Annotated in this window: 18 protein-coding genes; 12 read left to right on the top strand and 6 right to left on the bottom strand. The window is 71.8% G+C overall.

What is annotated here, in order from left to right:
* Positions 1-26 precede the first annotated feature (26 nt).
* Both FBZ33_RS31675 and FBZ33_RS31680 read right to left on the bottom strand, forming a co-directional pair.
* On the bottom strand, positions 27-1,712 hold the full coding sequence (locus FBZ33_RS31675) for a GTPase (protein WP_141912083.1): 1,686 nt from the start codon (positions 1,710-1,712) through the stop codon (positions 27-29).
* On the bottom strand, positions 1,709-3,550 hold the full coding sequence (locus FBZ33_RS31680; protein ID WP_141912085.1) for a GTPase domain-containing protein: 1,842 nt from the start codon (positions 3,548-3,550) through the stop codon (positions 1,709-1,711). Before FBZ33_RS31680 ends, FBZ33_RS31675 begins: the two co-directional genes overlap by 4 nt.
* 220 nt (positions 3,551-3,770) lie before the next feature.
* Between FBZ33_RS31680 and dnaK the strand changes: the two genes are divergently transcribed.
* The 5 genes from dnaK (at position 3,771) to FBZ33_RS31705 (ending at position 8,524) form a co-directional block, all read left to right on the top strand.
* On the top strand, positions 3,771-5,648 hold the full coding sequence (gene dnaK, locus FBZ33_RS31685; RefSeq protein WP_141912087.1) for a molecular chaperone DnaK: 1,878 nt from the start codon (positions 3,771-3,773) through the stop codon (positions 5,646-5,648).
* Positions 5,649-5,697: 49 nt separating this feature from the next.
* Positions 5,698-6,456 (top strand): nucleotide exchange factor GrpE, encoded by a 759-nt coding sequence (gene grpE, locus FBZ33_RS31690; RefSeq protein WP_141912088.1) that lies wholly within the window; start codon positions 5,698-5,700, stop codon positions 6,454-6,456.
* A gap of 85 nt (positions 6,457-6,541) precedes the next feature.
* Positions 6,542-7,723, top strand: coding sequence for a molecular chaperone DnaJ (gene dnaJ / locus FBZ33_RS31695; RefSeq protein ID WP_141912090.1), 1,182 nt, complete (start codon positions 6,542-6,544; stop codon positions 7,721-7,723).
* A gap of 30 nt (positions 7,724-7,753) precedes the next feature.
* Positions 7,754-8,194: a heat shock protein transcriptional repressor HspR gene (locus tag FBZ33_RS31700; protein ID WP_088952117.1), complete on the top strand. Its 441-nt coding sequence runs from the start codon at positions 7,754-7,756 to the stop codon at positions 8,192-8,194.
* 135 nt (positions 8,195-8,329) lie between these two features.
* Positions 8,330-8,524 (top strand): hypothetical protein, encoded by a 195-nt coding sequence (locus FBZ33_RS31705; RefSeq protein WP_088950903.1) that lies wholly within the window; start codon positions 8,330-8,332, stop codon positions 8,522-8,524.
* A gap of 297 nt (positions 8,525-8,821) precedes the next feature.
* Here FBZ33_RS31705 and FBZ33_RS31710 read toward each other — a convergent pair whose 3' ends face one another.
* The 4 genes from FBZ33_RS31710 to FBZ33_RS31725 all read right to left on the bottom strand — a co-directional run bounded on the left by FBZ33_RS31710 (position 8,822) and on the right by FBZ33_RS31725 (position 12,399).
* Complete coding sequence (locus tag FBZ33_RS31710; RefSeq protein ID WP_088950904.1) at positions 8,822-9,253, bottom strand: hypothetical protein; 432 nt, start codon at positions 9,251-9,253, stop codon at positions 8,822-8,824.
* Between the two features lie 143 nt (positions 9,254-9,396).
* Positions 9,397-10,602 (bottom strand): cation:proton antiporter, encoded by a 1,206-nt coding sequence (locus FBZ33_RS31715; protein WP_099849638.1) that lies wholly within the window; start codon positions 10,600-10,602, stop codon positions 9,397-9,399.
* Between the two features lie 5 nt (positions 10,603-10,607).
* A complete protein-coding gene (locus FBZ33_RS31720; RefSeq protein WP_030332098.1) occupies positions 10,608-11,108 on the bottom strand; it encodes a cation:proton antiporter regulatory subunit in 501 nt (166 codons plus the stop codon).
* Between the two features lie 154 nt (positions 11,109-11,262).
* A complete protein-coding gene (locus FBZ33_RS31725; protein WP_141912091.1) occupies positions 11,263-12,399 on the bottom strand; it encodes an epoxide hydrolase family protein in 1,137 nt (378 codons plus the stop codon).
* Positions 12,400-12,483: 84 nt separating this feature from the next.
* Here FBZ33_RS31725 and FBZ33_RS31730 point away from each other — a divergent pair, with 84 nt between their 5' ends.
* The 7 genes from FBZ33_RS31730 to FBZ33_RS31760 all read left to right on the top strand — a co-directional run bounded on the left by FBZ33_RS31730 (position 12,484) and on the right by FBZ33_RS31760 (position 19,649).
* Complete coding sequence (locus tag FBZ33_RS31730; protein WP_141912093.1) at positions 12,484-13,128, top strand: TetR/AcrR family transcriptional regulator; 645 nt, start codon at positions 12,484-12,486, stop codon at positions 13,126-13,128.
* 85 nt (positions 13,129-13,213) lie between these two features.
* Entirely contained in the window at positions 13,214-15,805 is a 2,592-nt protein-coding gene (clpB, locus tag FBZ33_RS31735) for an ATP-dependent chaperone ClpB (protein WP_141912094.1), read from the top strand.
* A gap of 178 nt (positions 15,806-15,983) precedes the next feature.
* On the top strand, positions 15,984-16,610 hold the full coding sequence (locus tag FBZ33_RS31740; protein ID WP_141912096.1) for a DUF4178 domain-containing protein: 627 nt from the start codon (positions 15,984-15,986) through the stop codon (positions 16,608-16,610).
* 1 nt (position 16,611) lies between these two features.
* On the top strand, positions 16,612-17,124 hold the full coding sequence (locus FBZ33_RS31745) for a DUF2617 family protein (protein ID WP_141912098.1): 513 nt from the start codon (positions 16,612-16,614) through the stop codon (positions 17,122-17,124).
* A complete protein-coding gene (locus tag FBZ33_RS31750; RefSeq protein WP_088950910.1) occupies positions 17,121-17,546 on the top strand; it encodes a DUF4247 domain-containing protein in 426 nt (141 codons plus the stop codon). The genes FBZ33_RS31745 and FBZ33_RS31750 overlap by 4 nt, the downstream gene beginning before the upstream one ends.
* Positions 17,547-17,581: 35 nt before the next feature.
* Positions 17,582-18,004, top strand: coding sequence for a DUF350 domain-containing protein (locus FBZ33_RS31755; RefSeq protein WP_112586119.1), 423 nt, complete (start codon positions 17,582-17,584; stop codon positions 18,002-18,004).
* 52 nt (positions 18,005-18,056) lie between these two features.
* On the top strand, positions 18,057-19,649 hold the full coding sequence (locus tag FBZ33_RS31760) for a polyamine aminopropyltransferase (RefSeq protein ID WP_141912099.1): 1,593 nt from the start codon (positions 18,057-18,059) through the stop codon (positions 19,647-19,649).
* Positions 19,650-19,709: the final 60 nt, after the last annotated feature.

Raw genomic sequence — 19,709 nt, forward strand, 5'->3', positions numbered from 1 at the left:
AGAGCGGTAGCGAGCCGTGCGGAGCGTCAGCGGCGGGCGGCGTCCCTCAGCGCGTCGCGTGCCTGCGCGTACGAGCCGAGCACGACCCGCACGGGTGTGAGCACGTACTCCTCGCCCACCCGGGCCACCTTCTCGGTCAGGCGTTGCTCGGCGCGGGCCCGGGCACGCCGCGCGGCCCAGCGCACCACGGGTCGGGTCAGCGCCGCCAGCAGCAGCCCCGCCAGCAGACCGCCGAGCAGCAGCAGGGTCGGCAGTGGCACCTGCCCGACCATCGGGTCGTCCAGCGCGGGCAGGCCGAGTGCCCGCAGCGCGTAGCCGAGCACCAGCCAGCCCAGACCGACCACGGCGGCCAGGGTGACCAGCCACTGCAAACCGCCGACGACCCGCCACCACAGCGGTCGACGGCCGAGGCCGAGGTCGGTGCCGGCGATCGTGCGGTCCAGCGCGTCCGGCAGGTCGCCGAGGCGGGACCGGGCGGCGGCGGTGACCGCGCCGGGCCAGGCGGCGGGCAGGTCGGCGGCGGCCCGGTCGGCCACCGCGCGGATCGCCAGACCCAGGGCGGAGCGTTGGGCGGCCGTCGGATCCGGCACGGAGGTGGCCGCGACCAGGCTCTCCGCCGCGTCGGCCCCCGCGTCGGCCGGGCCGGGCAGGTGCAGCCGGCGCAGCGGGTCGGGTCGCAACCGGCGCCAGCCCCGGACCAGGGGCCAGCCGGTGGCCGCGACGGCCCGGTGCCGGTACGCCTGCTGCACCGCCTCGGTCACCGCGGGCACGCCGGCAGCTCCGGCCAGCGCCCGGTTCAAGCCGTAGACTGTCGAGTCGTCCGGCCCACCCGCTGGTCTGGCCGAGCCGACCAGCTCGTCCAGCCCGGCGACGACCGTGTCGACGTCACCGGCGAGCCGACGCAGCGCGGCCTGCCGCTCGGCGACGGTCCGCTCCAGGGCACCGCGCAGCCCGACCATCCCGGCCGGGTCGATGGCGGTGGTGGACAGCAGGGGCACACCGGTCAGCCCGTCCGTGTCGAGCAGTCGGCGCAGGTCGTCCAGGACCCGGGGCACCTCCGCCGGGGGCAGCCGGTCGGCCTGGTTGAGCACGACCAGTGTGACGTCGCGGTGCCGGTGGAACTCGCGCAGGTAGCTGTCGTGGATGACCCGGTCGGCGTACTTCTGTGGGTCGACCACCCAGACCACCTGGTCGACCAGGCCGAGCAGTCGGTCCACCTCAAGCCGGTGGGACCGCTGGACCGAGTCGAAGTCGGGCAGGTCGAGCAGGATCAGCCCGTGCAGCGCCGTCTCGTCGTCCGCGTCCAGGGCGCTCTCCCGGACGAAACGGTGTCGGGGCAGCACGCCGATCCAGTCGAGCAGCCGGTTGGCGCCCTCCAGTGGGCCCCACACGCAGGCGTGGGTGACGCCGGTGGTCGGCCGACGGACGCCGACCGGCGACAGCTCCAGCTGGGCCAGCGCGTTGAAGAGGCTGGACTTGCCGCTGCCCGTAGCGCCGGCCAGGGCGACCACTGTGTGGTCCCGGGAGAGCGCGAGTCGGGTGCCGGCCCGCTCGACCAGGGTGTGCGCGGGCACCAGCTCCGCGTCCGGCAGCAGGCCGTCGACCGCGGTCAGGAACCGGCGTACCGCGTCCAGTCGGGCGATCAGCACGTCGGCGTCGACCCGCTGGTCTCCGCGGAACGCCTCGCGTACCCGGCCGGTGATGTTCGTCACCGGAAACCCTCCTCGTCGGCGGCCGGCTGAGTGTTGCCGGCGGCGGACAGACCGCTGCGGTGCCGGGCCAGCTCGACCCGGCCCGCAGCCCGGCGCAGGCCGTCGCCGGCGTCCGCGGCGGGGCGGGCGTCCGCGGTGCGGCTCAGGAACCGGTCGGCCTCCGCGTCGAGCAGCGTCCGCACCCGCTTCAGCAGGTCGGTGCGGGCCTTGGCGGCGAGGGTACGCACCGCCTGGTCGCCGAAGATCGCCTGGAGTACGGCCTGCGCGGCGACGGTGGTGCCGGCCCCGGTGGCCAGCTCCAGCCCGGTCGGGATGAACGCGGTGGAGGCGAACACGGCGATCATCACGGCCAGCCCGGTGGCGTTGACGGCGTACGCGGCGGTGCGGGCCACGAACCGCTTGTCCCCGCCCTCGACCCGGACCAGCTCCAGCACCCCGCGCTGCCAGTCCCGGACCATCCGTTCGGCGCGTTCGGGCAGGTCGGCGCTTGGGTGGGCGAGCGCCGGTTCGAGCAGGTCGGCGCCCGCAGGGTGTGCCTTCCACCCGGTGTACGCGGATTCTGCGGCCTCCGAGGCCACCCCGCGCAGCAGCGTCACCAGCTGCGACTCGATGGCGTTGCGGAGTTCGACGGAGGGCGCCGGCCGGCCGGTGACGGCGGCCACCACCCGGTCCCGCAGGCGGCCGATCCGTGCCTCCAGGGTGCGGAACAGCTCGCCGGTGCCGACGAACTCCTGCCAGCGGGCGAGCACCTCGCCCCGGAGCAACCGACCGTCCTGGAGCCCCTGCTCGACGGTGCGCTCGGCGCCCCGGTACGCGGCCCGGACCCGTTCGTCCAGCCCGTCGGCGGCGGCGAGCTGCTCGTCGGCGGCGTCGGCCAGCTCCTCGACGGCGGGGTGCAGGGCGGCCAGCGCCCCGTCCAGCGTCTGACGGACCACCGCCGCCCGGGCGTCCGCGTCGCCGGCCAGCCGGGCGAACCAGTCGGCCAGCGATGCGGTGACCCCCTCGGGCAGCAACCCCTGCCCGTCGACCCAGGTCTCCGGGAGCACGAACAGCGGCGCCCGGCCGAGGTCCTGTTCGGCGAGCATCTCGCTCAGGTGCGCGGCGATCTCCTCGGTGGCCTCGGCGGGCACCCGGTCCAGCACCATGGCGATCACCGCGCCTCGCGACCGAGCGCTGCGCAGCAGCTCCCAGGGCACCGCGTCGGCGTACCGAGCGGCGGTGGTGACGAAGAGCCAGAGATCGGCGGCGGCGAGCAGTTGGGTGGCGAGCGCCCGGTTGGCGTCGACCACCGAGTCGATGTCGGGCGCGTCGAGGAAGGCCAGCCCGGCGGGCAGGGCCGGCGCGGTGACGAGGTGCAGTGCGCGCGGATCTTCGCTCGGCTCGGTGGTGCGGGTCAGCCCAGGCAGCAGGTCCCCCTGCCGGAACCAGGCCGCGTCGGACGGGTTGCAGACCAGCACCGGCGAGCGGGTGGTCGGCCGGAGCACGCCGGCGGCGCTGACCCGGGCCTTGACCAGGCTGTTGACCAGGGTCGACTTGCCTGCGCCCGTGGAGCCGCCGACCACCACGAGCAGTGGGGCGTCCAGCCGGGCGAGCCGGGGCAGCAGATAGTCGTCGAGCTGGTCGGTGAGGGCGGTGGCGTTGTGCCGGGCGGACCCGGCGGTGGGCAGCGCGAGGGGATACCGGGTCGCACCGATCGCCTCCCGGAGGCCCGACAGTGCGCCGGGGAAGCTGTCGTCCCCGGTGGTGGCGGGCGGCTCCTCCGCGGCGTCCGGCGGGCCGGTGCGGGATGCGACGGCGGGCGCGCCGGAACGGGTGGCGGAATCGCCGTGCGTCGTCACCGCTAAAGCGTGCCCGACCGATGCAAGAGAAGACAACCGGACGGTAATAACGGGTGGGTTGCGTCGGGTTGACTCAACTCAACTTGACGATTCGCCAACGCGTGGCACTATTGAGTCAAGTTCACTCAACTTGTGGTGGGGCCCGCTGCGGGCGGTGCTCGCCAGGCAGCCGCGGGCAGTGCCCGTCACCTGCACAACCTTACGAAGCGAGGAAGCGAACATGGCACGTGCGGTCGGTATCGACCTCGGCACGACGAACTCCTGCGTCAGCGTTCTCGAGGGCGGTGAGCCCACCGTCATCGCCAACGCTGAGGGATCGCGGACGACTCCGTCGATCGTCGCGTTCGCCCGCAACGGCGAGGTGCTCGTCGGCGAGGTCGCCAAGCGTCAGGCAGTGACCAACCCGGATCGGACGATCCGGTCGGTCAAGCGCGAGGTCGGCACGAACTGGTCCGTCGACATCGACGGCAAGAAGTACACCCCGCAGGAGATCTCGGCCCGGACGCTGATGAAGCTCAAGCGGGACGCCGAGGCGTACCTGGGTGAGCAGATCACCGACGCGGTGATCACCGTTCCGGCCTACTTCAACGACAGCCAGCGCCAGGCCACCAAGGAGGCCGGTGAGATCGCCGGCTTCAACGTGCTGCGGATCGTCAACGAGCCGACCGCGGCCGCCCTGGCGTACGGGCTGGACAAGGGTTCCAAGGAGCAGACCGTCCTGGTCTTCGACCTCGGCGGCGGCACGTTCGACGTGTCGCTGCTGGAACTGGCCGAGGGTGTCGTGGAGGTCAAGTCGACCAGCGGTGACAACCAGCTCGGCGGCGACGACTGGGACCAGCGGATCATCGACCACCTGGTCAAGACGTTCCGTGGTGAGCACGGCATCGACCTCGGTCAGGACAAGATGGCCCTCCAGCGCCTCCGTGAGGCTGCCGAGAAGGCCAAGATCGAGCTGTCCGCCGCCACCACCACCAACATCAACCTGCCGTACATCACCGCCGGCGCGGCCGGCCCGCTGCACCTCGACGTGACGCTGAGCCGCGCCGAGTTCCAGCGGATGACGCAGGACCTGCTGGACCGTTGCAAGGGCCCGTTCGAGCAGGCCGTGAAGGACGCCGGGATCAAGATCTCCGACGTCGAGCACGTCATCCTGGTCGGCGGTTCGACCCGGATGCCCGCCGTGACCGACCTGGTCAAGCAGCTCACCGGTCGCGACCCCAACAAGGGTGTCAACCCGGACGAGGTCGTCGCCGTCGGCGCCGCCCTCCAGGCCGGTGTGCTCAAGGGTGAGGTCAAGGACGTCCTGCTGCTCGACGTGACCCCGCTGAGCCTGGGCATCGAGACCAAGGGCGGCATCTTCACCAAGCTGATCGAGCGCAACACCACCATCCCGACCAAGCGCTCCGAGGTCTTCACCACGGCGGACGACAACCAGCCGTCGGTGCTGATCCAGGTCTTCCAGGGTGAGCGTGAGATCGCGGCCTACAACAAGAAGCTCGGCACCTTCGAGCTGACCGGCCTCCCGCCGGCGCCGCGCGGCGTGCCGCAGATCGAGGTCGCCTTCGACATCGACGCCAACGGCATCGTCAACGTGCACGCCAAGGACCTGGGCACCGGCAAGGAACAGAAGATGACGATCACCGGCGGCTCCTCGCTGCCGAAGGACGACATCGAGCGGATGCGCCGGGACGCCGAGGAGCACGCGGAGGAGGACAAGCGCCGCCGCGACGACGCCGAGACCCGCAACGTGGCCGAGGCGCTCCAGTGGCAGACCGAGAAGTTCCTCGCCGAGAGCGGCGACAAGCTGCCCACCGAAAACCGGGAGCAGCTCAACGAGGCGCTCGGCGAGCTGCGTGGCGCCCTCGGCGGCCAGGACATCGAGAAGATCAAGTCCGCGCACGAGCGGCTGGCGCAGGTCTCCCAGCAGGCCGGTTCGCTGCTTTACTCGCAGCAGGCCGAGCAGGGCCAGCAGCCGGGTGGCGAGCCCGGCCCGGGTGCGACCGGCGCGGCCGGTGCGACCGGTGCGACCGGCCCGCAGGCCGGTGGGGCCGACGACGTGGTTGACGCGGAGATCGTGGACGAGGACGGCAAGAAGTGACCACCGGCCTCGGACGCGTATCCACGGCGAAGGGGGATGAGGTAGCCGCATGACGCAGAAGCCACGAGCCGCCGACCCGGCCGACGCCGGGTCGACGCCGGGTGGCTCCGCGCCCACGGAGCCGACCACCGGCGACAAGGAGCGGGTCGTCATCCGCAACAACCGCAAGCTCATCGACACATCGGAGCCTGAGGGCACCGCCGCCGACGCCGAGACCGGCGTACCGGCCGAGGGCCTGGTCGAGGACGCCGAGGTGGTGGTCGACGAGATCGAGGTCGAGGTCAACGCCACCGACGGTCCGGAACCATCCGGCCCGGCGGTGGTGGACGCCCCGGCGCAGCCGGTCGACGGCGGCGGCACGGGCACCTCGCTCGGCGCCGAGCTGGAGGCGCTCCGGGCCGAGCTGGACGAGCGCACCAGGGATCTGCAGCGGGTGTCGGCGGAGTACGCCAACTACCGCAAGCGAGTCGACCGGGACCGCAGCCTGGTGCAGGAGCAGGCGACCGGCTCGGTTCTGGCTGCGCTGTTGCCGATCCTGGATGACCTGGACCGGGCCCGGGAACACGGCGACCTGGTCGGGCCGTTCGGCACGGTGGCGGAACAGCTCACCACCGCGTTGGGCAAGTTCGGCCTGAACGCCTTCGGCGAGCAGGGCGACCCGTTCGACCCGACCCGGCACGAGGCGGTCGCGCACCAGACCTCGGCCGACGTCAGCGAGCCGACCTGCGTCCAGGTCATGCGGCGCGGCTACCAGCTCGGTGAGCGGCTGCTGCGCCCCGCGCTGGTCGCGGTCGCGGATCCGGAATAGTGCGAGACAGTGACCGAGCCGTCCCGCCCACCGCACAGCGGTGGGCGGGACGGCCGGGCCGCGAGGGTCGAGAGGGGGTGGACCGGTGAGTTCGAAGGACTGGATCGAGAAGGACTTCTACGCCGTGCTCGGCGTGGACAAGGCCGCCTCCGCGGATGACATCAAGAAGGCGTACCGCAAGGTGGCCCGGGAGTCGCACCCGGACCACAACCCGGGCGACCCGAAGGCCGAGGAGCGGTTCAAGGCCGCGTCCGAGGCCTACAACGTCCTGTCGGACACGGGTCGCCGTCGCGAGTACGACGAGATGCGCTCGCTGTTCGGCTCGGGGGCGTTCCGGCGCAGCGCCCGGGGCGGAGGCCAGCCGGGCGGCATGCCGTTCGACGTCTCCGACATGTTCGGCGGCGGTGGAGGCGGCGACCGTCGCTTCGGCGGCGCAGGCTTCCAGGACCTGTTCAGTTCGATCTTCACCGGTGGCCAGGCCGGTGGGCAGGCCGCGCCGCGCGGTCCGGCCCGTGGTCGGGACGTCGAGACCGAGGTGGCACTGGACTTCGGTGACGCCGTACGCGGGGTGACGCTGCCCCTGACGCTGCGCGCCCCCGGAGTTTGCGAGACCTGCCACGGCAACGGGGCCAAGCCCGGCACCCAGCCGCGTACCTGCACGGTCTGCCACGGCGCTGGGGTGACCACCCGCGACCAGGGTGCGTTCAGCTTCTCCGAGCCGTGCCGCAACTGCCAGGGCGTCGGCACCGTGGTCGAGGAGAAGTGCCCGGAGTGCCAGGGCAGCGGCGGGGTCACCAAGACCCGCACCATGAACGTGCGGTTCCCGGCCGGGGTGGCCGACGGTCAGCGCATCCGGCTGGCCGGGCGCGGTGAGCCAGGCGAGCGCGGGGGCCCCGCTGGTGACCTCTTCGTGCAGGTCAAGGTTCGACCGGACGAGCTGTTCGGGCGTACCGGCGACGACCTGACGCTGTCCGTGCCGGTCACCTTCGCGGAGGCCGTGCTCGGCACGGACCTGCGGGTGCCCACGCTCGACGGCGCGGTGACCCTGCGGGTTCCGCCGGGGACGCCGAGCGGACGGGTGCTGCGGGCCCGCGGCAAGGGTGTGGTCCGCCGCGACGGGCAGGCCGGTGACCTGCTGGTCACGTTGGACGTGGTGGTCCCGGCCCGACTGTCGGACGAGGCGCGCACTGCACTGGAGGCGTTCGCCGAGCAGAGCCCGCCGGCGGCCCGGGAACATCTCGACGCTCGGGTGCGTCGGGTCAGTTAGTCCGATGGAGTGGACGCGGAGGTGAGCGGCATGTCGGGCGAGTTCCTCGGTTCGGGTGACCCTGCCTACGAGGCCAAGGTTCTGATGATCTCGGTTGCAGCCCGGATGGCGGGGATGCACCCACAGACCCTGCGCCAGTACGACCGGCTGGGGCTGGTGCAGCCCGGCCGGGCCGCTGGTGGCGGACGTCGGTACAGCGTGCGCGACGTGGTGCTGCTGCGCGAGGTCCAGCGGCTCAGTCAGGACGACGGGATCAACCTGGCCGGCGTCAAGCGGATCATCGGACTGGAGCGGCTGCTGGAGCAGGCGCAGCAGCGGGTGGCCCGGCTGGAGGCGGAGCTGGACGCCGCGTACCGCCGGGTGGCCGAGCTGGAGTCGCTGGCACGCTTCCCGGGTCGGGACCTGGTGCCGACCAACCGCACGTCCACCGCGCTGGTCGTCTGGCGACCCCGCCGCATGCCCGATCGCTGACCAACCGCTCACCCGGCGCTGTCTTTCGGCCCGGACCGTACCGGATTTCCCGGCGCGGTCCGGGCCGCTTCGGTTAGCCTGTCGATACGGTCCAATCGGCTTAATACGGACCTACCGGCATGGCGAGGGGGAGCGATGGCGGAGCCGGCGAAGAAGGTTGCCCAGCAGGCGGAAGACCGGTTGGAAGAACTGGCCGAGACCGTCCGCAAGAAGTTCGACAAGGTGACCGAGGGAACCTACCGGGACCGGGTCGTCGGAGGGCGGTTCGCCGGCCGGGACGACCACGGCGGCGAGAAGGACCGAGCCGAGACGGAACGGCAGCAGGACTGACCGGTGACCGACGTGCGGGCCGGGACCCACGGGGGGTCCCGGCCCGTTCGTCGTCGCTGAGTGCGGGCCGGGACGCGGTGACGCCAGGGCGGGGGGTCCCGGCCCGTTCGTCGTCGCTGAGTGCGGGCCGGGACGCGGTGACGCCAGGGCGGGGGTCCCGGCCCGTTCGCGTCGTCGAGTGCGGGCCGGGACGCAGGCGATGCCAGGGCGGGGGTCCCGGCCCGTTCGTCGTCGCTGAGTGCGGGCCGGGACGCGGTGACGCCAGGGCGGGGGTCCCGGCCTGTTCGCGTCGCTACCTCAGCCGAGGCGGCGGTTCTCGCGGACCAGGCCGCCCTCGCACCAGTCCCGGTAGACGAAGAGATCCGGTCGGGCCAGCAGCACCCGGCCGTTGTGCGCCCAGATCTTCATCAGCTCGTCGCCCTCACGCTCGGCCTGTTCGACGAGCTTGCGGAAGCGACGCTTCGGGTGGGCGCGGAAGTTCGTCCGGATGCCGTCGGCCGCGTAGATGTAGAGGCAGTGCAACGCGAACCGCCGCGCCGGGCAGGACGGGTCCATCGCCAGCTCGAAGAGCGTCAAAACCAGTCGATCGCCGGAGACCAGCAGGTCCCAGTCGGGTGGCATCGAAGCCAACGGCACAGAATCAGGCTGGTACGCCCAAGCTCGCAACTCCGCCGGACTCGGGTCGACGGGGTTGGCGAAGCCGTGGAACGTCGATTCCTGCACGCTCACCGGCCAACCTTCCGCTCTCGCCCGCGTTTGGCTGCGCTGCCTGCGGACCCTGGCTGCTGGGGCGAAACGGTAACCTGCCGTCGAGTGCTGCGGTAGTCCCCGTGGGGAGCAATTCAGCAACCGTTGGGGTCGGGGCTGCGCGGTCAGTCGTGGATCGGGACCGGCGCCGCCCGCTGGGCCGCCGCGCGGGTGCGCAGCCACCGCTTGAACCACGGGAAGTCCGGCAGCCGGGCGAGGATCGGCCCGGTCACCACGGTGATCAGGACGTACGTCGCGGCCAGCGCCGCCAACTGCGGCTCGACGCTCCCGGCGGCCACCGCGAGCCCGGCGATGACGATGGAGAACTCACCTCGGGGTACGAGTGCGAGGCCGGCCCGCCATCGGCCGGGTTCCGCGATGCCCACCCGACGCGCCGCGAGGTAGCCGGTGAGCGTCTTCGTCGCCATGGTGACCACGGCCAACGCGAGCGCCGGCAACAGCACCGGCGGGATGTCCCGTGGGTCGGTGACCAGGCCGAAGAAGACGAAGAACACAGCGGCGAACAGGTCCCGCAGGGGGGAGAGCAACTCGGTCGCGTGGTGCGCCACCGGGCCGGAGAGCGCGATGCCGACGAGGAACGCGCCGACCGCCGCCGACACCTGCAGCTTCGCCGCGAGCCCGGCGATCAGCAGGGTCAGACCGAGTACGCCGAGCAGCAGCGCCTCCGGGTCCTTCGCGGACAGGGCGGACGAGATGAGGTGGCCGTACCGGATGGCGACCACCAGCACCAGCAGCACCGTGCCCACCGCGACGGCGAGTGCGATGCCGCCGCCGAGCAGACCGGTGCCCGCCAGTACGGCGGTGACAAGCGGCAGGTAGAGCGCCATCGCCAGGTCCTCGATCACCAGGACCGAGAGGATCACCGGGGTTTCCCGGTTACCGAGTCGTCCCAGGTCGGCGAGGACCTTGGCGATCACGCCGGAGGAGGAGACCCAGGTGATGCCGCCGAGCACCAGGGCGGCCACCCAGTCCCAGCCGAGCAGCAGGGCGAACGCCGCGCCGGGCAGCGCGTTGAAGACGCCGTCTATCAGCCCGGCGGGGGCCGCCGATCGGAGGTTGCCGACCAGCTCGTTGGCCGAATATTCCAGGCCGAGCATCACCAGCAGCAGGATGACGCCGATCTCGGCGCCGACCGCGAAGAACTCCTCGCTGGCGGCGAGTGGAAGCAGCCCGCCGTGCCCGAACGCCAGCCCGGCGAACAGGTAGAGAGGGATGGGGGACAGGCCTACCCGGCGGCTGAGCCGACCGAGGACGCCAAGCAGCAGCAGCAGCGCGCCGACTTCGACGAGCAGAGTGGTGGAATCGTGCATCCGCCTCAGCCGTCCGGGTCACTGTCGGCGAGGATGGCGGACACGCCGTCGAGACCCCGTCGGGTCCCGACAACGACCACCACGTCGCCGGCCGCGAAGCGGAAGGAGGGAAGTGGCGAGACGATGACTTCGCCTTCGCGAAGCACCGCCACGATGGAGGCGCTCGTGCGGGTACGCGCCTTGGTGTCGCCGAGCTTCCGGTTGACGTACGGCGACCCGGCCGTGATGGCGATCTGCTCGGTGAGCAGACCGGCCGCCTGCTCACGCAGCCCGGAGAGTTGACCGAGCATCAGCGACGCGCCGAGGATGTCGGCCAGGGCCTCAGCCTCGTCGTCGGTCAGCGGAATGTCCGACTGGCAGGCGTCGGGATCGTCGGGGTCGTAGAGAACGAGATCACGGCGGCCATTGCGGTGGGAGACGACGCCCAAGCGGCGTCCTGACTCCGTCACCAGATCGTGGCGTACCCCGATCCCGGGTAAGGCGGTCTGCTCGACACGTACTCGCACCCACCAAGGCTACCGCTTCGTGAACAGAACGCAGATCTTGGAAGCCCTCGGCCCTCCGACCAGCCCCGACGCGTCCAACAGGGCCGAGGGCGGGGCGGGACGTGGCGGTGCCCGCCCCCGGTGGAGCGGGCGCGGGCACCGGAGTTCGTCGTCGTCAGCGGAGGCTGGCGAAGAACTCGCGGATGTCGGCGACCAGAACCTCGGTGGCCTGGTGGGCGGCGTAGTGACCGCCGACGTCACCGCGGCCGTCGACGTCGTTGTCGTACGCGGTCCACCGGGCGATGTTCGCGTGGTCCCGATCGGCGAAGCGGCGGATGGACTGGAAGTCGCCGGGGAACATGGCCAGCGCGGTCGGAGCGGTGGTCGGTCCGGTCGGTGACTCCTCGGCGTGCGCGTCCTCCCAGTAGAACCGGATCGCCGACGCGGCCGTGCCGGTGAACCAGTAGAGCGCCACGTTGGCCAGGATGAAGTCCGCCTCCAGGCTCTCGTCGAAGAGCTGCGCGTTCCAGGCGAGCAGCCCGACCGGGGAGTCGGCCAGCGCGAACGCCAGGGTCTGTGGCTGCTGGCTGTGCACCTGGTTGAAGGAGAATTTGTTCTCGTAGAACCACTGGAGGTGCTGGAGCGCCGCCTGATCTGCCTCGGACAGCCCGGCGAACTCGGCCGGGTCGCCGGAGGGGAACGAGAAGAGCTGGGTGACGTGGACGCCGAGCACGTGGTCCCGGTCGATCCGGCCCAACTCCGGCGCGACCATCGAGCCGGCGTCGTTGCCGACCGCGCCGTAGCTGGCGTACCCCAGGCGGTTCATCAGCTCGGCCCAGGCGCGGGCCGTGCGGTGCCGGTTCCACCCGGCGCTGCGGGTCGGGCCGGAGAGGCCGAAGCCGGGCAGCGATGGGATGACCACGTGGAAGGCCGGCGCGTCCGGGTCGGTCGGCTCGGTGAGCGGGGCGATCACGTCGAGGTATTCCAGCACCGAGCCTGGCCAGCCGTGGGTGAGCACCAGCGGGGTGGCGTCCGGCCGGGTCGACCGGACGTGCAGGAAGTGGATCTGCTCGCCGTCGATCTCGGTGACGAACTGCGGGTGGGCGTTCAGGTGGGCCTCGACGGCGCGCCAGTCGAAGCCGTCCCGCCACCGCTCGGCGAGGGCGCGGACCCGGTCGCTGCTCATCCCGTACGAGTCGCCGGTGCCGGGCAGGTCGGCGGGCCAGATGGTGCGGCCCAGCCGGTCGGCCAGGTCGTCGAGGGCGGTCTGCGGGATCTCGACGCGGAACGGGCGGATCGCGGTGCCGGTCATCTGAAGCTCCTTCGGAACGGAATGTTTCGTTCTGCAATCAGAGTAGCAGACCGGAATGATCCGTTCCACTGGTAGTCTGGGGTCATGCCGAATCCCCCCGGAAAGACGCTGGCCGGCCGCCGCGCCCAGGCCGCCCGCAACGACGAGGTCATCCTCGAAGCCGCCCGCGCGGTCTTCCTGGACGACCCGAAGGCGCCGATCGCCGCCGTCGCCGAACGTGCGGGGGTCGGCATCAGTGCCCTCTACCGGAGGTACGCGGGCAAGGAGGACCTGCTGCGCCAGCTCTGCCACGACGGGTTGCGCCGGTACGTCGCCGCGGCCGAGGCCGCCCTCGCCGAGCCGGACGACTGGACCGCGTTCAGCGCCTTCCTGACCCAGGTGGTCGACGCCGACGTGCACTCGCTCACCGTCCACCTGGCAGGCATGTTCACTCCGACCGAGGAGATGGGTCGGGACGCGACGCGCGCCAACGAGTTGGCCACCGCCCTGTTCGAGCGGGCCCGCGCCAGCGGGCGGCTGCGGCCGGACGCGGTCGTGCAGGATCTGGGGTTGCTGCTGGAGGCGTGCGCCGCGGTGCGCGTACCCGATTCGGAACGCACCGGGCAGTTGCGCCGACGCCAGCTCGCGGTGCTGCTGGCGGGTCTGTCCATCGGGCCAGCTACAGACCCGCTCCCCGGACCGGCACCCGCGGCAGGAGAGTTCGACTGGCGGTGGCGTCGCCGGGAGTGATGGGCATCACGCGCTAAGGTTGAGCGGAATACGCTCAACTCTGGTTGTGTCCAACTCAGTGGACAACGCCGATCCGGGGGAGCCCATGAACACCGAAAAACTCACCACCAAGAGCCGCGAGACCATCACGGGCGCCGTCGCGCTGGCCAACCAGCGTGGCCACGCCACAGTGGAGCCCTGGCACCTGCTGCTGGCACTGCTGGACACCGACGGCTCGACCGCCACCGGTCTGCTGCGCGCCGTCGGGGCCGACCCGACCGAGCTGCGCCGGGCCGCCCAGCGCGCGGTCGACGGCCTTCCCGCCGCTCGCGGCTCCAGCATCGCCGAGCCGACCCTGGCTCGGGAGTTCGTCAACGCCATCGGCGCCGCCGAGCAGATCGCCCGACCGTTGGGCGACGAATACACCTCCACCGAGCACCTGCTCGCCGGCCTGGCCCGGGTGGGCGGCGCGGTGTCCGGTGCGCTGAAGACGGCCGGTGCCACCGAGGACGCCCTGGTCGCGGCCTTCCCGACCGTGCGGGGTGGCGACCGACGGGTCACCACCGCCGACCCGGAGCAGACCTATCAGGCCCTGACCAAGTACGGCGTCGACCTCACCGCCAGCGCCCGGGACGGCAAGATCGACCCGGTCATCGGCCGTGACTCCGAGATCCGCCGGGTCATCCAGGTGCTCTCCCGGCGTACGAAGAACAACCCGGTGCTGATCGGTGAGCCCGGCGTCGGCAAGACCGCGATCGTCGAGGGGCTGGCCCAGCGGATCGTCACCGGTGACGTGCCCGAGTCGCTGCGCGACAAGAAGCTGATCTCGCTCGACCTTGGCGCGATGGTCGCCGGTGCGCAGTACCGGGGGCAGTTCGAGGAGCGGCTCAAGTCCGTCCTGGAGGAGATCAAGAACTCCAACGGGCAGGTCATCACCTTCCTCGACGAGCTGCACACCGTCGTCGGCGCCGGCAAGGGCGAGGGCTCGATGGACGCCGGCAACATGCTCAAGCCGATGCTGGCCCGTGGTGAGCTGCGGATGGTGGGCGCCACCACGCTGGACGAGTACCGCGAGCACGTCGAGAAGGACCCGGCTCTGGAGCGCCGTTTCCAGCCGGTGCTGGTCGGCGAGCCGACGATCGAGGACACCATCGGCATCCTGCGGGGGCTCAAGGAGCGCTACGAGGTGCACCACGGCGTACGGATCACCGACGCCGCGCTGGTCGCCGCCGCGACACTGTCGGACCGCTACATCACCGACCGGTTCCTGCCGGACAAGGCGATCGACCTGGTCGACGAGTCCGCGTCCCGGCTCCGGATGGAGATCGACTCCCGGCCGGTCGAGGTGGACGAGATCGAGCGGGCGGTCCGCCGGTTGGAGATCGAGGAGATGGCGCTGGCCAAGGAGCCGGACGCCGCCTCCGCCGAGCGGCTGGAGCGGCTGCGCAAGGAGCTGGCCGACAAGCGCGAGCAGCTCACGGTGCTCTCCGAGCGCTGGCAGACGGAGAAGAGCCACATCACCAAGCTCTCCACCGCGAAGGAGGAGCTGGAGCGCCTCGGCGGTGAGGCCGAGCGGGCCGAGCGCGACGGCGAGCTGGAGCGCGCCGCCGAGCTGCGCTACGGCCGCATCCCCGCCCTCAAGGTCGAGCTGAAGCAGGCCGCGGAGGAGCTGGCCCAGCTCCAGGCCGACGGCGCCATGCTCAAGGAGGAGGTCGGCGCGGACGACATCGCCGCGGTGGTCGCCTCCTGGACCGGCATCCCCGCCGGCCGCCTGCTCGAAGGCGAGACGGCCAAGCTGCTGCGGATGGAGGAGTCTCTGGGCGGCCGGGTGGTCGGCCAGGCCGAGGCGGTCGGCGCGGTCTCCGACGCGGTACGCCGTGCACGGGCCGGAATCGCCGACCCGGATCGCCCGACCGGCAGCTTCCTCTTCCTCGGCCCCACGGGTGTCGGCAAGACGGAGCTGGCCAAGGCCCTCGCCGAGTTCCTCTTCGACGACGAGCGGGCGATGGTCCGCATCGACATGAGCGAGTACGGCGAGAAGCACTCGGTCGCCCGCCTGGTGGGCGCCCCGCCCGGCTACGTCGGCTACACCGAGGGCGGCCAGCTCACCGAGGCGGTGCGCCGCCGGCCGTACTCGGTGATCCTGCTGGACGAGGTGGAGAAGGCCCACCCGGACGTCTTCGACGTGCTGCTCCAGGTGCTCGACGACGGTCGGCTCACCGACGGCCAGGGCCGCACTGTGGACTTCCGCAACGCCATCCTGGTCCTCACGTCCAACCTCGGGTCGTCGGTGATCAGCGACCTGACCCTGGCCGAGGAACAGCGCCGGGAGGGTGTCCTCGCCGTGGTGCGGTCGCACTTCAAGCCGGAGTTCCTCAACCGGCTGGACGACATCGTGGTCTTCGCCTCGCTGCTGGGTGACGATCTGCGTTCGATCGTCGACATCCAGTTGGACCGGATGCGGCGGCGGTTGGCCGACCGCAGGCTTGGCCTGGAGATCACCGATGCCGCTCGGGACTGGCTCGCCGAGCACGGCTACGACCCGATCTACGGCGCTCGCCCGCTGCGCCGCCTGATCCAGACGGCAATCGGCGACCAGCTTGCCAAGGCGCTCCTGTCCGGCCAGATCCGCGACGGCGAAACGGTGAAGGTGGACCGCGCCACCGAAACCAACACCCTCTCCGTAACCGCCGCCTGATCCGTCGCACCCGGGCCGATCCCGCCTCCGCAGGCGGGGTCGGCCCGACACGTTCTCCGCCCCCACCGACACTTCACCGGGACGCTGCGTAGCTACCGCATCACCAGAGAATGATTTGTTTCCCCAGGTGCGCGGGGTTGTTACCGTTCCCGCCGACGCACTTGGGGAGGTGGTCGGCATGAATGGTCCTGTGGCGTACCTGGTAACGACGCTGGGGTGTCTGATCGGAGTCGCCGGGGTCGTGGTGGCGGTGGTGGCGGTACGCAAGGGCCGTAAGGCCGCCCGGCCGGCGGCACCCGCCGACCCGTTCCGGGACACCGACAGCGACGCGCTCCGCGGCGACCCGCGCAGGCTCAAGCCCGGCGACATCGTCGAGATCCGCCGGGTGTCGTACGCGGTCCGGGGCTCGGTGCATCTGAATGAGGGTGGCTGGAGCTGGGCCGAGCACCTGCTGGACACCGTCGAGGGCGACAAGCGCTGGCTCTCCGTGGAGGAGGACCCGGACCTGGAGCTGGTGCTCTGGACCGCCGAGCCGGCCGCCACGATCACCCCGGGTGCATCCACCCTCGACTTTGCCGGCCGCCGCTACGCCTTGGAGGAGTCCGGTCAGGCCCGCTTCACGGCCACCGGCAGCACCGGCCTCGACCCCAGTGGCACCCTTCGATACCACGACTACCGGGCCCAGGGTGGCGAACGGCTTTCCTTCGAGGCGTACGGCCAGGCCGGCTGGGAGGTCGCCCGGGGCGAGCAGTTGCACCGCACCGACGTGATGGTGTACCCGCAGGCCGGACCGGAGGCCAGCTGACGTGTTGGTGAGCCTCCACACCCCGTACGTCGACACCTGCGCCGCCGACTTGAGCCTGGCACTCGGTGGGCCGGAGCGGCCCGCGTTGCACGTCCACGACCTCACGCTGCCCGGGGAGGTCCGGCTGCGGCTGCGCCTGCTCGGCGCGTCCCACCAGGTCGTACTGGCGGAACCCGGTAATGCGGCCGGACTCACCGAGACGGTCGCCTGCCTGCCTGGTCGGCCGCCGCACCTGCCCGGCGCCCTGCATGACGAGGCGGGCGGCTACCGCTTCACCGCCAGCGTGCTGCGCCCCGCCGACGGCGAGTTGCACACACGGATCGCCGGGCTCCGCGCCGACCTGGCCGACGACCCGTACGCCCTGGTCGGAGTCTTTCCCGGTGACCCGGACGCGGTCACCGCGCTGGCCGTACGCACCGACCTGCCGGACGGGTCGGTCGGCTGGCGTACCTGGCACGCGTACCCCCAGACCAATGAGCTGGTCCTGACCGAGACGGTGGTGGCACTGCGATGACGTACCGACGCTGGTTCGTGGTGGGCGCGGCGGTGGCCGTGGTCGGCGTGCTGGTCGCGGCCTTCGCGCTCGTCAACGGCACCTTCTCCCCGCGCGCCTACGTGCAGGACAGGTACTCGCGAGCGGCCAGCCGGGACATCGGCCGGCAAGCAACCGCGTACACCTCGTCCAAGTCACCGACCACTGTCGCCAAGGAACTGACCGACGCGTGGAAGCCGTCCGACCGGTACGCCGACAGCAGCGGCGTCTACCTGCGCTACGACGACGACTCGGTGGTGATCCTGCCGATCGCCGCCGGCTCGGTGATCCTGCTCGAGGACATGGACACCGCTCACCCCCGCTACCACTCGACCGTCGGGTCGTACTGGGGCTGGGGACGCGGCAGCAGCGTTCGGGGCGGCGGCCCCGGCACCGGCAAGTAACCCGACACCCGACCCCTTTCACCTGGAGCCCCTCCGTGCAGAACCTCGTCACCGATCTGCTGGCCACCCTCGCCTTCGGCGCGGTCGGCGTCGTCCTCATGGGCGTCGGCTACGCGCTGGTCGACCTGACCACCCCCGGCAAGCTCCACGAACTGATCTGGACCGAGCGCAACCGCAACGCGGCGCTGCTGCTCGCGTCCAACCTGCTCGGCGTCGGCACCATCGTGGTCGCGGCGATCGTCGCCAGCGACGACGACTTCGCCCTGGGGCTGGTCGGCGCGGCGGCGTACGGGATCGTCGGCCTGGTCATCATGGCCGCCGCGTTCCTGCTGCTCGACGCGGTGACCCCCGGCCGGCTCGGCGAGCTGCTGGTCGACCCGGAGCCGCACCCCGCCGTGTGGGTGTCGGCCGTGGTGCACGTGGCCACCGGCGCGATCATCGCCGCCGCGATCCTCTGATGGCCGGGGGTCCGCGACCGGGCGGTGCCGGCCGGCCGTACCCGGGGCGGTCATGAGCACCGGAGCACCGCCGGTGGTCGACAGCGGCACCGAGGCCCGACCGCACTGGCGGCTGGCCCGCGCGGCGGTGCTGCTCGCGGTCTTCGTCTGCGCCGCCTGCGGGCTGGTCTACGAGCTGGCCCTGGTCGCGCTCGGCAGCTACCTGATCGGCGACACCGTCGGGCAGGCGTCGATCGTGCTCGGCGTGATGGTCTTCGCGATGGGGGTCGGCGCGCTGGTCGCGAAGCCGTTGCAGCCCCGGGCCGCCGCCGCGTTCGCGGTGATCGAACTGACCCTGGCCCTGCTCGGTGGTCTGTCCGTGCTCGGCCTCTACGCCGCCTTCGCCTGGCTCGACCTGTACGGCCCGGCGCTGGTCGGCACCGCCTTCGTGCTGGGCCTGCTGATCGGCGCGGAGATTCCACTGCTGATGGTGATGCTGCAGCGCATCCGCGAGCAGGCCGCCGGCAGTGCGGTGGCCGACCTGTTCGCCGCCGACTACGTCGGCGCGCTGCTCGGCGGGCTCGCCTTCCCGTTCCTGTTGATCCCCGTCTTCGGCCAGCTCAAGGGTGCCCTGGTGGTCGGCGCGGTGAACGCGGTGGCCGGTCTCGCCCTGGTCTGCACGGTGTTCCGGCGGGAGCTGAGCCGCCGGGCCCGGCTCGTCCTCGGCGCCGGCTCTGTCGTGGTCGCGCTCTGCCTGGGGTACGCCTGGGTGACCGCCGCCGACTTCGAGGTGACCGCCCGGCAGCAGCTCTACCGGGACCCCGTGGTGTACGCCGAACGCTCCCGTTACCAGGAGATCGTGCTGACCCGGTCGGTGCGGGAGGTTGGCCACGCCGACACCGACCTGCGGTTGTTCCTCAACGGTGATCTCCAGTTCAGCTCGGTCGACGAGTACCGCTACCACGAGGCGCTGGTGCATCCGGCGATGCGCGGCCCGCGCGGTGACGTCCTGGTTCTCGGTGCTGGCGACGGCCTCGCCGTCCGGGAGATCCTGCGGTACCCGGACGTCCGCCGGGTGACAGTGGTCGACCTCGACCCGGCGGTGGTGGCCCTGGCCAGCACCGTGCCGCAGCTGCGGGCGCTCAACGGCGGCTCGCTCGACGACCCCCGCGTACGGGTGCTGAACACTGACGCGTTCGGCTGGCTGCGTACCGCCGCCGAGCGCTTCGACGTGGTGGTCGCCGACCTGCCCGACCCGGACGAGACGGCCACCGCCAAGCTCTACACCGTCGAGTTCTACGCGTTGATCAGGTCGGTGCTCGCCGAGCAGGGACGGCTGGTGGTGCAGTCCGGCTCGCCATACTTCGCGCCCCGCTCATACTGGTCGATCGACGCATCGGTGCGGGAAGCCGGCTTCGCCACCGTGCCGTACCACGTCGACGTGCCGTCCTTCGGCGACTGGGGGTTCCTGCTGGCCACGGCGGGAACCGTCCCGCCGGTGCTGGAACTGCCGGCCGACGCGCTCCGGCTGCGTTTCCTCGACCCGGGCGTGCTGCGGGCGGCGGCGGTCTTTCCCGCCGACCGCGCTCGCCTGAACGTGCCCCCCAGCACCCTCCTCCAACCGAGGGTCCTCGACTACGCCCGCACGGAGTGGCGCGGCTACTGACCCCATCATCTGGCGCCTGAACACGGTGGCTGTGTCAGGAGAGAGTCCGCTCATGGCGCA

Origin of the sequence: Micromonospora sp. A202 (assembly GCF_006715105.1) — a bacterium.
Taxonomy (GTDB): domain Bacteria; phylum Actinomycetota; class Actinomycetes; order Mycobacteriales; family Micromonosporaceae; genus Micromonospora; species Micromonospora zamorensis.